16 protein-coding genes are annotated in these 13,033 nt (G+C 73.6%); 8 read left to right on the plus strand and 8 right to left on the minus strand.

Annotated elements, in window-relative coordinates; genetic code table 11:
* Positions 1 to 353 (plus strand): XdhC family protein (locus ACFXA3_RS18090; RefSeq protein ID WP_385187860.1); only part of this gene is annotated, 353 nt, incomplete at its 5' end.
* Positions 354 to 368: 15 nt separating this feature from the next.
* Here the strand turns inward: ACFXA3_RS18090 and ACFXA3_RS18095 are convergent.
* A complete protein-coding gene (locus ACFXA3_RS18095) occupies positions 369 to 695 on the minus strand; it encodes a plasmid stabilization protein (RefSeq protein ID WP_385187862.1) in 327 nt (108 codons plus the stop codon).
* A gap of 129 nt (positions 696 to 824) precedes the next feature.
* Here ACFXA3_RS18095 and ACFXA3_RS18100 point away from each other — a divergent pair, with 129 nt between their 5' ends.
* Positions 825 to 1,226: a DUF6479 family protein gene (locus tag ACFXA3_RS18100; protein ID WP_385187863.1), complete on the plus strand. Its 402-nt coding sequence runs from the start codon at positions 825 to 827 to the stop codon at positions 1,224 to 1,226.
* 49 nt (positions 1,227 to 1,275) lie between these two features.
* Here the strand turns inward: ACFXA3_RS18100 and ACFXA3_RS18105 are convergent, their stop codons facing one another.
* Positions 1,276 to 2,211 carry an ATP-dependent DNA ligase gene (locus tag ACFXA3_RS18105; protein WP_385187883.1) on the minus strand — a complete coding sequence of 312 codons (936 nt, stop codon included), beginning with the start codon at positions 2,209 to 2,211 and terminating at the stop codon, positions 1,276 to 1,278.
* Positions 2,211 to 3,116, minus strand: a complete 906-nt coding sequence (gene ligD, locus ACFXA3_RS18110; RefSeq protein WP_385187865.1) for a non-homologous end-joining DNA ligase — start codon at positions 3,114 to 3,116, stop codon at positions 2,211 to 2,213. Before ligD ends, ACFXA3_RS18105 begins: the two co-directional genes overlap by 1 nt.
* 31 nt (positions 3,117 to 3,147) lie before the next feature.
* On the opposite strand from ligD, the gene ACFXA3_RS18115 reads away from it, so the two are divergent.
* Positions 3,148 to 4,224, plus strand: a complete 1,077-nt coding sequence (locus tag ACFXA3_RS18115; protein ID WP_385187867.1) for a Ku protein — start codon at positions 3,148 to 3,150, stop codon at positions 4,222 to 4,224.
* Positions 4,225 to 4,236: 12 nt separating this feature from the next.
* Here the strand turns inward: ACFXA3_RS18115 and ACFXA3_RS18120 are convergent, their stop codons facing one another.
* Positions 4,237 to 4,767 (minus strand): PaaI family thioesterase, encoded by a 531-nt coding sequence (locus ACFXA3_RS18120; protein ID WP_385187868.1) that lies wholly within the window; start codon positions 4,765 to 4,767, stop codon positions 4,237 to 4,239.
* A gap of 107 nt (positions 4,768 to 4,874) precedes the next feature.
* On the opposite strand from ACFXA3_RS18120, the gene ACFXA3_RS18125 reads away from it, so the two are divergent.
* A complete protein-coding gene (locus tag ACFXA3_RS18125) occupies positions 4,875 to 5,846 on the plus strand; it encodes a GlxA family transcriptional regulator (protein WP_385187870.1) in 972 nt (323 codons plus the stop codon).
* A gap of 19 nt (positions 5,847 to 5,865) precedes the next feature.
* On the opposite strand, the gene ACFXA3_RS18130 is transcribed toward ACFXA3_RS18125, so the two are convergent.
* Positions 5,866 to 6,726 carry a nuclease-related domain-containing protein gene (locus ACFXA3_RS18130; RefSeq protein WP_385187872.1) on the minus strand — a complete coding sequence of 287 codons (861 nt, stop codon included), beginning with the start codon at positions 6,724 to 6,726 and terminating at the stop codon, positions 5,866 to 5,868.
* Positions 6,727 to 6,896: 170 nt separating this feature from the next.
* On the opposite strand from ACFXA3_RS18130, the gene ACFXA3_RS18135 reads away from it, so the two are divergent.
* The 3 genes from ACFXA3_RS18135 to ACFXA3_RS18145 all read left to right on the plus strand — a co-directional run bounded on the left by ACFXA3_RS18135 (position 6,897) and on the right by ACFXA3_RS18145 (position 9,648).
* On the plus strand, positions 6,897 to 7,517 hold the full coding sequence (locus ACFXA3_RS18135; protein ID WP_385187873.1) for a hypothetical protein: 621 nt from the start codon (positions 6,897 to 6,899) through the stop codon (positions 7,515 to 7,517).
* A gap of 131 nt (positions 7,518 to 7,648) precedes the next feature.
* Positions 7,649 to 8,380, plus strand: coding sequence for a hypothetical protein (locus ACFXA3_RS18140; protein WP_385187874.1), 732 nt, complete (start codon positions 7,649 to 7,651; stop codon positions 8,378 to 8,380).
* Entirely contained in the window at positions 8,377 to 9,648 is a 1,272-nt protein-coding gene (locus tag ACFXA3_RS18145; RefSeq protein ID WP_385187875.1) for an ATP-binding protein, read from the plus strand. Before ACFXA3_RS18140 ends, ACFXA3_RS18145 begins: the two co-directional genes overlap by 4 nt.
* A gap of 90 nt (positions 9,649 to 9,738) precedes the next feature.
* On the opposite strand, the gene ACFXA3_RS18150 is transcribed toward ACFXA3_RS18145, so the two are convergent.
* From ACFXA3_RS18150 to ACFXA3_RS18160, 3 genes are read right to left on the minus strand one after another with little or no spacing between them, the layout of a single operon-like run.
* Complete coding sequence (locus ACFXA3_RS18150) at positions 9,739 to 10,014, minus strand: hypothetical protein (RefSeq protein WP_385187877.1); 276 nt, start codon at positions 10,012 to 10,014, stop codon at positions 9,739 to 9,741.
* 10 nt (positions 10,015 to 10,024) lie between these two features.
* A complete protein-coding gene (locus ACFXA3_RS18155; RefSeq protein WP_385187878.1) occupies positions 10,025 to 10,741 on the minus strand; it encodes a TetR/AcrR family transcriptional regulator in 717 nt (238 codons plus the stop codon).
* A gap of 29 nt (positions 10,742 to 10,770) precedes the next feature.
* Positions 10,771 to 11,718: a diiron oxygenase gene (locus ACFXA3_RS18160; RefSeq protein ID WP_385187880.1), complete on the minus strand. Its 948-nt coding sequence runs from the start codon at positions 11,716 to 11,718 to the stop codon at positions 10,771 to 10,773.
* Positions 11,719 to 11,904: 186 nt separating this feature from the next.
* Here ACFXA3_RS18160 and ACFXA3_RS18165 point away from each other — a divergent pair.
* Positions 11,905 to 13,033: ferritin-like domain-containing protein (locus ACFXA3_RS18165; protein WP_385187882.1), on the plus strand; the 1,129-nt coding region annotated here is incomplete at its 3' end.

Genomic DNA, 13,033 nt, shown 5'->3' on the forward strand with positions numbered 1-13,033 from the left:
GCTCCGTCGCAGAGGCCGGGAAGCAGCTGGCGGCGCGCCGGGACGCCGCCTGCCTGGTGATGCTGAGCCACGATCCGGAGTTCGACGTGCCGACCGTGCGCACCGCGCTCGCGCTCGGCATCCCGTACGTGGGCGCCCTCGGCTCCCGCAAGACCACGGCGCGCCGGCGCGAGGGACTGCTGGCCTCCGGGGTGTCCGAGGCGGACCTGGCGCGGGTGCACGGGCCGATCGGGCTGGACCTCGGGGCCCGCACGCCGCCGGAGACGGCGCTGGCCATCTGCGCCGAGATCCTGGCCGTGCTCGGGGGCCACGAGGTCCGGGCCCTGCGGGACTCCGACGGACCGCTGCGCTGAGAGCTCGTGCGGCGCCTAGTCGCCGCCGAGTGCCCGCCTGAGCTGCGTCTTGTTCATGTCGGAGCGGCCGCGGATGCCCCGGCGCCTGGCCTCCGCGTAGAGCTGCTCGTACGTCGGCCCCTGCGCACCCGTGTGGGAGTGCAGGCCGCCGCGCCGCCCGGAGGACATGTCCTCCAGCGACAGCCTGCTCGCGGTCTCGGATTCGCCGGCCCGGGCCCGTTCCTTGTTGACGGTCCGGGCGGCGATCTCCTCGGCCCGCTTCTCGGGCACGCCGCGCGCTTCGGCGCTCTCCTTGATGTGCTCGTACTGGCGTTCTCGTTTGGGTGAAGATCCGCGGGGCATTTTCAGGCTCCCTTCGGGGCGCTCGTCCCGGCGCCTGCCCTGGATTCGCCCCGGTAGTCATGTGCCGGCCGGTCGGTAGGCCTTCCCGACTCCACGATGAAACAGCCCTTATCGGGGAAAATAGTACGTATGGAAATGACCCTGAGTCTGGACGCGACCCTGACCCACATCGCGTGGTTCCTGATCGTCGGGATCGCCGTGGCCGGCTTCCTGCTCGCCGGGTTCAAGCTCGGCCAGCGGGTCCGGGCCAAGGAGCCGCCGCCGCCGACCGCCGAGAGCCAGCCGCACCTGCCGGACGGCGGAGCGGTCTACGAGGTCCGCGAGGAACGCGAGGCGGTGGAGATCCCGGAGGGCGGGCTGCGCCCGCACGAGATGCAGGGCTACGGGAACTTCGGGTCCACGCGCCACAGTCATCAGGAGGAGGCCCGGTCCGAGCGGGAGGCCGGGTACCGCAACCCGCCGTCGTACCCGGGGCCGCAGCAGCCTCCGAGGGGCGAGCCGCCCGTGTTCAAACCGAGCGGGAACGCCTGACCCCCCGTCCGTCCGGACCCCTCTGACCTGCGCCGCCCCCTGGCGCAGGTCAGAGTTCCGTCCGCAGCCTGAGCACCTCCGGCGGCGGGTGCCGGGTCGAGGCGTACCGGACCTCCGCGGTCAACGGCGGGTCCAGCACCCGGTACGGGACCTCCCCGAGCCCGATCGCGGTGACCTTGCCCCCGCCCTGCGCACCCGGGCCCTTCCCGGTCCGGGCCGGGGTTTCGCCCGCGGCCTCCACCGCCTCCGCCCCTGCCTCCGCCACCGCCGTCGCCACGTCCGCCCGCAGCGCGGCGGTCAACGGGCTGGACACCAGCGGGGTCTCGTCCCCGACCGGCAGGACCAGGACCAGCGCGAGGGGGCGCCGCGGGGTGCCGGTGTAGCCGACGACCGCCGCGTCCCGCACCTCCGTGTGCCGCAGCTTCTGCCAGCCGCGCCGGCCCGCCGGGTAGCTCTGGTCCAGCCGTTTGACGACGAGGCCCTCGATCCCGCTGGCGGGCAGGGTCTCGTACCAGGTGGCGGCCAGTTCCGGGTCGGTCGTCATCGGGACGGGCTGCAGCGGCGGGCCCAGCGGCAGCAGCAGGTCGACCAGGAGCGTCCGGCGCCGCTCGTAGGTGCGGCCGCGCAGGTCCAGCCCGGCCAGTTCCAGCACGTCGAACGCCGCGTACGAGGCCGGCAGGCTCTGGGCGAGCACGGCGGCCCGGGCCGCCGTGGCCGCGGCCCGCCGCTGGACGAGGGCGAATTCGGTGCGGCCGCCGTGCCAGACCACCACCTCGCCGTCGAGGACGGTCCCGGCGGGCAACTGCCGGGCCGCGGCCGCCAGGTCGGGGAAGGCGGCGGTGACGATGCGGCCGGAGCGCGCCTGCAGCACCACGTCCTCGGCGGTGCGCACGACGACCAGGCGGTGGCCGTCGAACTTCGGCTCGTACGCGAGGCCCGCCCCGCGCGGCAGGGTGCGTACGGCGGCGGCGAGGGCGACGCGGATCACGGCCGGACCCCGGGGACTGCGGGCAGCGGGCGGGCCCGGCCGGGGTCGGTCAGCGGGCCGAAGAGGTCCCCGTCGCGGGCGAGCCGGGGCGGGATGTCGTCGGCGAGGAAGACCAGGCCGGAGGGGGTGCGGCAGGCGGCGACCTCCTCCCAGGAGACGGGGGCGGAGACCGTGGGCCGGGCCCGCGCGCGCAGCGTGTAGGCGGCCGCGGTGGTCTTGGCGGCGGCGTTCTGGCTGTGGTCGACGAAGACCTTGCCGGGCCGCAGGGCCTTGGCCATGCGGTGCAGGGCGAGGCCGGGGAGCGCGCGCTCGGCCTCCTGGGCGAGACCCTTCGCGTAGGCCGACACGAGGTCGGACGGGGTCGGCTCCAGGGGCACGGCCAGGTGCATGCCCTTGGAGCCGGAGGTCTTCGCGTACGCCTCCAGGCCGTCGGCGGCGAGGCGCTCGCGCAGCCACAGCGCGACGGCGCAGCACTCGACGACGGAGGCGGGCGCGCCGGGGTCGAGGTCGAGGATCAGCCGGTCGGCGACGGCCGGGCTGCCCGCCGGCCACTGGGGGGTGTGGAACTCGACGACGAGGTTGGCGGCCCACATGAGGGAGGGCAGGTCCGCGACGACCACCTGCTCGACGGAAAGGTCCTCGGATCGGGGCACCGGGGTGGTCTTCACCCAGGCGGGTGTGCCGGGCGGCGGGTTCTTGGTGAAGAACAGCTGGCCGTCCGGGCCGTCGGGGTAGCGCAGGAACGACACCGGCCGGTCGTGGACGTGGGCCAGCAGCGCATCCGCGACGGTGGCGTAGTAGTGCAGCACCTCGCCCTTGGTGAAGCCGGTCCCGGGGTACAGGACCTTGTCGAGATTGCTGAGCGGGATGCGACGCCCCTCCACCATCGTGATCGGCGTCATACGATGAGACTGCCATGAAACGGGAGGAACCGTGCGATCCATCTGGAACGGGGCGATCTCCTTCGGCTTGGTCAGCATCCCGATCAAGCTGGTGAACGCCACCGAGAGCCACTCGATCTCCTTTCGCCAGATCCACCTGGGCGACGGCGGGCGCATCCGCTACCGCAAGGTGTGCGAGCTGGACGGCGAGGAGGTGCCGGCCGGCGAGATCGGCAAGGGGTACGAGGAGGCGGACGGATCGATCATCCCGATCACGGACGAGGACCTGGCGCAGCTGCCGATCGCCACGGCGAAGACGATCGAGATCGTGTCCTTCGTACCGGCGGACGAGATCGACCCGCTCCAGATGGACGCGGCGTACTACCTCGCGGCGAACGGGCCGACGGCGGCGAAGCCGTACACGCTGCTGCGGGAGGCACTGAAGCGGAGCCGGCGGGTCGCGATCGCCAAGTACGCGCTGCGGGGGCGGGAACGGCTGGGCATGCTGCGGGTCGTCGACGACGTGATCGCGATGCACGGGCTGCTCTGGCCGGACGAGATCCGGGTGCCGGAAGGGGTCGCTCCGGAGGGGAAGGTGTCGGTGCGGGAGGCCGAGCTGGACCTGGCGGACGCCCTGATGGCGACGCTGGGCGAGGTGGAGATGGCCTCGCTGACGGACGAGTACCGGGAGGCCGTGGAGGCGATGATCACGGCCAAGTCGGAGGGTGCGTTCGAGCCCCCGGCGCAGGCGGAGGCCGAACCGGCCGGCGGCAAGGTCATCGACCTGATGGCGGCTCTGGAGAACAGCGTGCGGGCGGCGAAGGCCTCGCGCGGGGAGGCGGGGCCGGAGGCCGAGGTCACCCCGATCCGGCGCAAGGCGGCCGCACCGAAGACGGCGGCGGCCGCACCGAAGTCGGTGGGCGGGAAGAAGTCCACGGCCGCGACGAAGAAGACGGCGGCCTCCGGCACGAAGAAGACCGCGTCGGCCAAGTCGACTTCGGCCAGGTCCACCACGGCCAGGTCGACGGCCTCGAAGTCCACCGCCAAGTCCACGTCGAAGGCGGCCTCGGCGAAGAAGACCGCCGCCGCGACGAAGAAACCGGCTCCGCGCAAACAGGCCTCGGCCTGACCGGCCGGCCCCCTAGGGCCGCAGGATCACGCACGTGGTCGTGCCGTGCGCGTACAGCTTTCCGTCCTCGGCGCCGACCACCCGCGCCTCGGCCGTGGCGGTGGTCCGCCCGACGTGCAGGGCCGTCCCCTCGCACCGCAGCGTGGGCGTGTGCGCCAGTACCGGACGGATCATGTGCACGCCCAGCTGCACGGTCGTGTACGTCGTGGCCGCCGGGAGGCGGGTCATCACGGCCGAGCCGAGCGCCGAGTCGAGGAGCGTGGCCAGGAACCCGCCGTGCACCGTGCCCATCGGGTTGAGGAGGTGGTCGCCCGGATCCCCCTCGAAGACCACGAAGCCCTCCTCGGCCTGCGCCAGCCGGAAGCCGAGGGTGCTCATGATCGAGGCCTCGGGAAGGGCGCCCTTGAGGCACGCCTGCAGGACCTCGAGCCCGCTCATGCCCAGGATCTCCGGGGTGGGTTCGGGCCGCGAGTGCCAGGTGTGGGTGCGGGAGCGGTCGGTGCCGGCCGAGGCGGCGTACGGGGTGGTCCGGGTCGTGGTCATGACCTGACCCTAGGCGCGGCCCGCCCGCCGCGGGAGTGACGGATCCGGCACCGTGCACACCGATTCCGACACTCGCCCCCTCCTCTTGCGCCCGCTAGGGTGAGCCGGTGAAAACCGCCGTCCTGGTCCTCGACGGGGTGTTCGACTCCGGCGTCTCGGCCGTCCTCGACGTCCTGCACACGGCCAACGCCCTGCGCGGCCGGCTGCCCGGAGCCCCGCCGCCCGCCTTCGACATCCGCACGGTCGGCGTCCGGCGCACGGTCCGCACCGGCCTGGGCCACCGGATCGACACCGAGCCCGCCCGCACCGCCGAGGACGCCGATCTCCTCGTCGTGCCCGCCCTCATGGAGCGCCGCCCCGAGGCGCTGGTGGAGGCGGTGTCCTGCGCCGGGCACCGCACCGCGCGCCGGCTGCTCGCCGAGGCCCGTGAACGCCGCACCCCGCTCGCCACGTCCTGCACCGGAACGTTCCTGCTCGCCGAGTCCGGGGTGCTCGACGGCCGCCGGGCCACCACCAGCTGGTGGCTCGCCCCGGTCTTCCGGGACCGCTACCGCAAGGTCACCGTGGACGAGACGCGGATGGTCACCACCTCGGACGGGATCACCACCGCCGGTGCCGCGTTCGGCCACCTCGACCTCGCGCTGGCGATCGTGGGCATGCGCAGCCCCGCCCTCGCCGACCTGGTGCGGCACTACCTCGTGGTCGACGACCGGGCCTCGCAGGCCGCGTACGCCATCCCGAGCGCCCTGGCCCGCCACGATCCGCTGGTGGCCGCGTTCGAGCAGTGGGTCCGGGCGCGCATCGCGGAGCCGCTGTCCATCGCCGGGGCGGCCCGCGATCTCGGGGTCAGCGAACGCACCCTGCAGCGCACGGTCGCCCGTACGCTCGGCTGCCCGCCGATCCGGCTGGTGCAGGACCTGCGGGTGGAGCAGGCCGAGCACCTGCTGCGCACCACCGGCCTGCCACTGGCGGCGGTCGCCCGCAGGGTCGGCTACGAGAGCCCGGGCGCCCTGCGGGCCCTGCTGCACCGCCGCCTGGGCAAGGGCCCGCGCGCACTGCGGCCCGCGGGCCCGGCCTGATCCGGGACCGGGACGGGCTTCAGCGGCCGCTGCCGGGCTTGCGGACCGTGAAGGACCGCGAGCGGGAGCGGCGGTGCGGGAGCGGCGGGAGCCAGGTGCGGGCGTCGCGGGCCTGGGTGAACAGGGCTTCCACGTCCGGGGGTTTGAGGGTGACCGGGGCCGCCGCGAGGTGCGCCGCGGCCGTGGCCGGTTCGAGGATCCGTATGTCGCGGACCGTCGGGGCCACTTCGACGCGGGAGGCGTCGACCAGCGCCAGGGCCGGCAGGACGGGGGCGGCAAGGGCCCGGGTGGCCGCGGCGGCGGCGCGGCGGATCCAGCGCGGGTCCGGGCGCGGCTCGGCGCGGCCCACCGCGAGCAGCAGGTCGCCGACGGCCGCGCGCTGCCGGCGCCCGGGGACCGTACGGATGCCGAAGATGCCCGCCGGGCCCATCAGCAGGTGGTCGAATCGGCCGAGGCCAGGGAGCGGAATGCCGTGCAGGACCCGCCAGCCGTCCGGTTCGAGGGAGTCCAGCAGGTCGCCCATGCGCTGGTGCGCGGTCAGGTCCTGGCGCAGCCGGTGCCGGGCCCGGGTGCCGGCCGCACCGTGTTCGAGCTCGCCCAGCAGGTCCTCGCCCGGCCGGTTCGGGGCCAGGTCCTCGTCCGGTGGCAGGGCGAGTCTGCGCAGGTCGGCCGGTGTGGGCACCGGCGGCGGGCCGACCGTGTACGGGCCGGCCAGGTACGGGCGCAGCGCCGCCAGGACCGCATCGCGGTGCTGGTCGGCGAGCACGCTGATCCGGTTGGTCTGCCGGTCGTACCAGGCCACCGCCTGTCCGTCCGGCAGGTTGACGTAGAGCCGGCCGCGGCCCGGGCGCCCGCTCGGCAGCACCTTGAGTCCCCGCATGGACCTCACCCCCCGCCGTACATGGGAGCAGCCCTGCGGCCCCGCGGCAATCCCTCGGATGTGTAACAGCTTCTACGGGACTCCGCCGGGTGCCTGTTACAAGCCCATCACCGTGCTGCAACAGCGGGTTCCTAGGTTTGTGGCACCTGGACCGGACCGAAGGATCTCCCGTGAGCACCGTCAGCCGCAGCACTCTGGTACGAGCCGCCGCAGTGACCGTCTGCGCCGGAACCCTCCTCGCGCTGCCCGCCGCGGCCGCCCTCGCGGACGGGGTGCCCGCCGCGTCGGCCGCGCGTTCCGCCGGAGTGCCCCGGACCCTGGTCAAGAGCCTCGCCCTCGCGGACGGGGTGTCGAGGGCGAACGTCTACCGGGTCGCCGCGGGCGGCTACCAGGCCGACATCCTGGCCGCCGACGGCACCAAGGCGGCCACCCTGACCAGCCGTGACGGCGTCACGGGCTTCGGCGGAGCGGGCCCGCTGCACGCGGCGCTCCAGCCCGACGGCCGGCTGTCCTCCTGGGCCGGCGGGCCGGGCGACGGGGCCGACGGGGCCGACGGGGCCGACCGCACCGGTACGCCCGCCGGCGACGGGTACAAGACCGGGACCCGGGACGGCAGGGTCGTCCGGGCCTCGGCGGCGCACGCCCGCACGGTCGCCGGCGGCACGCTGGACACGCTGGCCGACGGGCCGGGGGACGGCGTGCTGCTGCTCGCCGCGGGCGGCGGCATCGCGGCGGCGGGCGCCGCCGGGCTCGGCTTCGCGATGCTGCGTCGCGGCCGCACCGAGGGCTGATCCGCCGGGCCTCCCCCGGGACCTCCGTCCGGGACCTCCTCCGGACCCCCTCGAGGAAAACGGGCATATCTCCGCATAAGGTTGGTGTGCACGACGCGGTGTCGTGCCGTGGAGAGGAGGTGCGGTCGGCTGTGCGCACGCTGCCCGCCCTGCTCTGCCTGACGGCGTTGCCCCTGCTCGCGGGCTGCGGCGACACCGGAGGCCTGGTGGGCGCCGGTCCGACCCCGACCGCGAGCGGTCCCGTACACCTGTGGCCGGAGCGCAAGGGCGCTTCCGTACCGCCCGCCGAGCCGGGGGGCGCGCCGCCGGAGTACGTGCCGGGGCTTGCTCCCGTCCACGGCCAGAACGTGCACGAGGTCGATCCGCTGGCGCTCGTCCAGGCGGAGCTGCGGGCCCACCCCGGCGCCGACGTCGGGCCCGACGGGATGCCCGCGGAGACCGTCGCCGCGGTCGAGGCGTGCGGGAAGCCGGGGCAGTCGCCGAAGGACTGCCCGGTGCTGGCCCCGTACTACCGGGACCTGACGGGCAACGGCCGCGACGAGCTCGTCGTCGGCATCGAGATGCCGGACCGGATGATGTCCGTGCGCGCCTACACCGCCGACCCGGACGGGCGCCTCAACCGGATCATGGCGACCACGCAGACCCTCGTCGCCGTCGAGCTGGCGGGACGGGACGTGATCCTGCGCATGCCGAGCGGCAATCCGGGCTACGAGCTGATCACCGCGTGGTCGTGGGACGAGAAGCAGCGCACCATGCTGCCGACGCGCGAGCAGATCGTCCGGCTGCCGGGGCCGGCCCAGAGCCCGTCCTCGCCGGCGCAGCCGCCGCAGACCTCCGGGCCGTCCTCCGGGGCCACGCCGTGAGGGGCGTCCTGAAGCGGCTGCCCGCGTGGACGGCCACCCTGACGTGGAAGTCGGGGTGCTTCATCGTCGTGATGTGCTGCTCGCTGGCGGCCGTGCTCGGCGCGCTGGTGCACGTGGAGGTGACCCGCCAGACCGTTGCGGCGGCTCGCGACAAGGCGTTGGAGAAGCTGCGCGACGTGACCCTCGAATACGAGGCCGGCGATCCGCTGCCGCCCGGCGCGGGCATCGATCCGCCGGGGCTTCCCCCGGCGCTGCGGGCGCTGGCGGTGTCCGGGCACCGCGGGACGATGGTGGCCGAGTACGAGGACCGGCCGACGATGTGGGCGGCGGCCCCCGCCGACGGCAAGGCGCTGGCCACGGCCGTCGACTACGCCCAGAGCGCCCGGACGATCACCGGCCTGGACAACGCGATCATCGGGTCGTCGGTGCTGGCCATCGGCGGGACGCTGCTGGTGGGCGCGTTCGCGGTGACCCGGGTGACGCGCAGGCTGCACCAGACGGCGACGGTGGCCCGGCGGATCACGCAGGGCGATCTGGACGCGCGCGTGGACGATCCGCGGACGAAGGACCCGTCCCGGCACCAGGACGAGGTGGCGACGGTGGCCGGGGCCCTGGACACCATGGCCGGGACCCTGCAGGCCAAGCTGCTGAGCGAGCGGCGGTTCACGGCGGACGTCGCGCACGAGCTGCGCACCCCGCTGACGGGCCTGCAGGCGGCGTCGGAGCTGCTGCCGGAGGGACGGGCGACGCAGCTGGTGCAGGAGCGGGTGCGCACGATGCGCGGGCTGACGGAGGACCTGCTGGAGATCTCGCGGCTGGACTCGGGGCGCGAGGTGGTGGAGACGGACCTGCACCAGCTGGGCCGTCTCGCGCTGCGGGTGGTCCGGGCGTCCGGGACGCAGACGCAGGTGGAGATCGTCCGGGACGCGCACGTGGAGACGGACCGGCGCCGGCTGGAGCGGGTGCTGGGCAATCTGGTGGCCAATGCCCACAAGCACGGCCGCCCGCCGGTGGTGCTGACGGTGGACGGGCCGGTGGTGACGGTACGGGACCACGGGGACGGGTTTCCGGAGTACCTGAGGGCTCACGGCCCGCAGCGCTTCCGGACCGGGGGCGTGGGGACCGGCAAGGGGCACGGGCTGGGGCTGACGATCGCGGTCGGGCAGGCCGAGGTCATCGGCGCGCGGCTGGAGTTCCGGGCCGCGGAGGGCGGGGGCGCACTGGCCGTCCTGACCCTTCCGGAGCCGCCGCCCCCGCCCCGGCCGTAGCCCCGGCCGCGGTCGCAGCCGTTGCCGCGGTCGCAGCCGTTGCCGTAGCCGTTGCCGCCGCGGCCGTGTGCCGCGGGCCCGGTTCCCGGGTCAGGCCGGGGGCGGGGTCGGCTTGGTCCAGGGCCAGCGCAGGCGGGGCCTGCGGCCGGACGGGGTGTAGGTGTACTTCCAGCCCTTCTGGAGGTGCAGCCGCTTGCTGTAGCCGGCCGGGACCCGCTCGTACAGCAGGACCGTGGCGGGGCCGCCGTCGGCCGAGGGGACCGGGATCTCGTACCACTTCGGCGGGTGCCCGGTCGGGCCGAGCAGGATCGCCAGGACCCGGCCGTCCATCGGGCCGCCCTCGAAGGGGGTGGGTTCGCTTCTCACCCCACCAGTGTCACAGCAGGTGGGCGGCCTCGGAGACCACGGGGATCACGCGCCGGGCCAGTACGCCGACGGGGCCGTCCGCCGGTTCCAGGGCCAGCGCCGCCCGCGCCGCGGCGGCGGTCTCCGGGTCGGTGGCGGCCGTCGCCGTCAGGAGGGCTATGAACTGGTCGACCAGCCAGTCGCGCAGCACGGTGACCTCCGGCTGCTTGCCCTCGTCGATCCAGATCAGGGAGGCCGCCTCGACGGCCGTGATCCAGGTGCGGACCATCATCCGCAGCCGCGGGCCGGGGGACGGGACGGCCAGGTGGTAGAGGATCTGCTGGGCCGCGGCCCGGCGGATGCCGTCCACCGTCGCCGTCGTCCGGGAGGTCTCGACGACGCTGCCGCCCTGCAGGAGCGCAGAGAAGCCGGCGTCGTGCTCGTCCACGAAGGCCAGGTAGCGGTCCAGGGCCCGGGACAGGCGCCGGGTGAGCGGGCCGGCCTGCGGTTCGGCGAAGCACTGCTCCAGCAGGTCGGCCGCCGAGCGCAGGGCGGCCTCGTAGAGCTGCTGCTTGCCTCCGGGGAAGTAGCGGTAGACCAGCGGCCGCGAGACGCCCGCCGCCTCGGCGACGTCGTCGAGGGAGACCTCTTCCGGGGCCCGGTGCGCGAACAGCGACAAGGCGGCGTCGAGGAGCTGGGCCCGCCGCTCCTCGACGCTCAGCCTGCGGTACGCGCGTACGGTCGTCATGCCCGCAGGGTAGCCCCGAAACAGCCGGTTCAGGCGAGGAGTCCGGAGCTCTTCCAGAGCCTGCGGCCGACTCCGCGCATCATGCCGATGTCGTCGAGGAAGTCCGTGAGCCGCTTGGCGCCCGTCTGCATGACCTCGCGCCGGTGGCCGCTCGCCTTGACCTGGGCGACGGCTTCGCGCCGGTCGAGGCCGATGTTCTCGTAGACCTGGGGGTTGACGAAGGCCAGGGAGAAGACGCGGGCGGCCTCGCCGCAGCTGATGCGGGTCAGCTCCTGCTCCCAGCGCGGGGCGGTCAGCATCTGCCGGCGCAGTTCCTCGCGGGCGTACCGGACGTGCCGGGCCTCTTCGATGACGTGGATGCGGGTGACCCCGCGCACCAGCGGCTGGATGCGCTCGTCGGGGAAGGTGAGCCGCTGCATCCAGTCGAGGATCTCCTCGCCGAGCAGGGTGCAGGCGAAGGAACCCGGGGTGGTGGAGACGGTCTTGAGGATGCGGGCGAGGTTGTGGTTGACCCGGGAGACCGGGTAGGCGGGGGCGCCGGCCTTCTGGATCATGCGGGCAAACATCATCGAGTGGCGGCACTCGTCGGCTATCTCGGTGAGGGCGTAGCGGACGTGATTGCTGGTCAGGGACTTGTCGTAGATGTGCCGGACGAGCAGTTGCATCAGGATGATCTCGAACCAGATGCCGAGCGAGCCGAGCGCCGCCGCCTCGTGGCGGGAGAGGTCGATGCGCTGTTCCTCGCCCATCTTCTTCCACAGCGGGGTGTCGTAGAGGGAGAGCAGCTCGGGGGGCCAGTAGTACTTGCCGTCGACCGTCGGGGCGTCCCAGTCGAGTTCCCTGTCGGGGTCGAAGGAGTGCTTGGCCGAGGACTCCAGCAGCCGCGCGGCGATCTGCTCGCGGTCCTTGAGGAGGCCGAGGGCGTCCTGGAGGATTCGGTGATCCGTGCCGTCGGCGCGGTCGGTGGTGGTCGTCATGGCGGGGGCACCTCGCCCGGTTCCGGGGGTGAGTGGGAGGGCATTGCTGCGGTCTCCTGTTATGAGACTGCTTGTCAGCAAGCCCGTCAATCCCCTGCGCACGACTTGTTGACCCCGCGTCTACCAACGTGTGACGCTGCCAACCATCCAGTCCTGTACGGAAGTACACGAGCCGAGGGGGCGTCAGTGTCGACGCACGAGCTCTACACCAAGGACCCGGGCGCGGACGTCTGGCAGGTTCCGGCCTCCGGCGCGGCCCGCTTCAGCTGGGAGTACGACGAAGGCCGCGAGCGGCTCCTCGCCCTGTACCAGAAGGGCAAGGACAAGCAGTGGGACGGCGCCAAGCGCATCGACTGGGAGCTGGAGGTGGACCCGTACAACCCGCTCGGCACCCCGGACGAGGCGCTCACGCTGTACGGCACCCGCCACTGGGCCAAACTCACCGAGAAGGACAAGGGCGAGCTGCGCCGGCACTACACCGCGTGGAACTTCAGCCAGTTCCTGCACGGGGAGCAGGGCGCGATGGTGTGCGCGGCGCGCATCGTGGAGTCGGTGCCGGACCTGGACGCGAAGTTCTACTCCGCCACCCAGACGATGGACGAGGCCCGGCACGCCGAGGTCTTCGGACGGTTCCTGCACGAGAAGGTCGGGATGCTCTACCCGATCAACGACAGCCTCCAGGGGCTGCTCGGCGACACCCTGCGCGACTCCCGCTGGGACATGCCGTACCTGGGCATGCAGGTGCTCATCGAGGGGCTGGCGCTGGCCGCCTTCGGGATGATCCGCGACACGACCGACAAGCCGCTGCCCAAGCAGATCCTGGCGTACGTGATGCAGGACGAGGCCCGGCACGTGGCGTTCGGGCGGATGGCCCTGCGCGACTACTACAGGCAGTTGACGGACGCCGAGCTGCGCGAGCGCGAGGAGTTCGTCATCGAGGGCTGTTACCTGATGCGGGACCGGCTGCGCGGGGTGGAGGTGCTGGAGAACTTCGGCATCCCGCGCAAGGAGGCCGAGCAGTTCACCGAGCAGTCCGAGTTCCTGCACCTGTTCCGCAAGCTGCTGTTCAGCCGGATCGTGCCGTGCGTGAAGGACATCGGCCTGTGGGGCGAGCGGCTGCAGAAGGCGTACCTGGACATGGGCGTCTTCGAGATGGGCGACTCCAACCTGGACCTGCTGATGACCCAGGACGAGGAGATCGCCGAGGCCCTCGACCGCGAACGCTTCGCGGCCGAGGAGGCCGAGCGGGTGGCGGAGGTCGGGGCGGCCATCGCCGAAGGCGCGGCCGCCACCGCGAACACCCCCCCCCCGACCA

Origin of the sequence: Streptomyces sp. NPDC059456 (assembly GCF_042750055.1) — a bacterium.
In the GTDB taxonomy this organism is placed as follows: domain Bacteria; phylum Actinomycetota; class Actinomycetes; order Streptomycetales; family Streptomycetaceae; genus Streptomyces.

What these genes read in the sequence shown, in the direction of transcription:
- ACFXA3_RS18100 (WP_385187863.1), top strand. Translation starts at nt 825, where the DNA reads ATGGAAATGACCCTGAGTCTGGACGCGACCCTGACCCACATCGCGTGG.
- ACFXA3_RS18120 (WP_385187868.1), bottom strand. Translation starts at nt 4,767, where the DNA reads ATGACCACGACCCGGACCACCCCGTACGCCGCCTCGGCCGGCACCGAC.
- ACFXA3_RS18095 (WP_385187862.1), bottom strand. Translation starts at nt 695, where the DNA reads ATGCCCCGCGGATCTTCACCCAAACGAGAACGCCAGTACGAGCACATC.
- ligD (WP_385187865.1), bottom strand. Translation starts at nt 3,116, where the DNA reads ATGACGCCGATCACGATGGTGGAGGGGCGTCGCATCCCGCTCAGCAAT.
- ACFXA3_RS18130 (WP_385187872.1), bottom strand. Translation starts at nt 6,726, where the DNA reads ATGCGGGGACTCAAGGTGCTGCCGAGCGGGCGCCCGGGCCGCGGCCGG.
- ACFXA3_RS18160 (WP_385187880.1), bottom strand. Translation starts at nt 11,718, where the DNA reads ATGACGACCACCACCGACCGCGCCGACGGCACGGATCACCGAATCCTC.
- ACFXA3_RS18155 (WP_385187878.1), bottom strand. Translation starts at nt 10,741, where the DNA reads ATGACGACCGTACGCGCGTACCGCAGGCTGAGCGTCGAGGAGCGGCGG.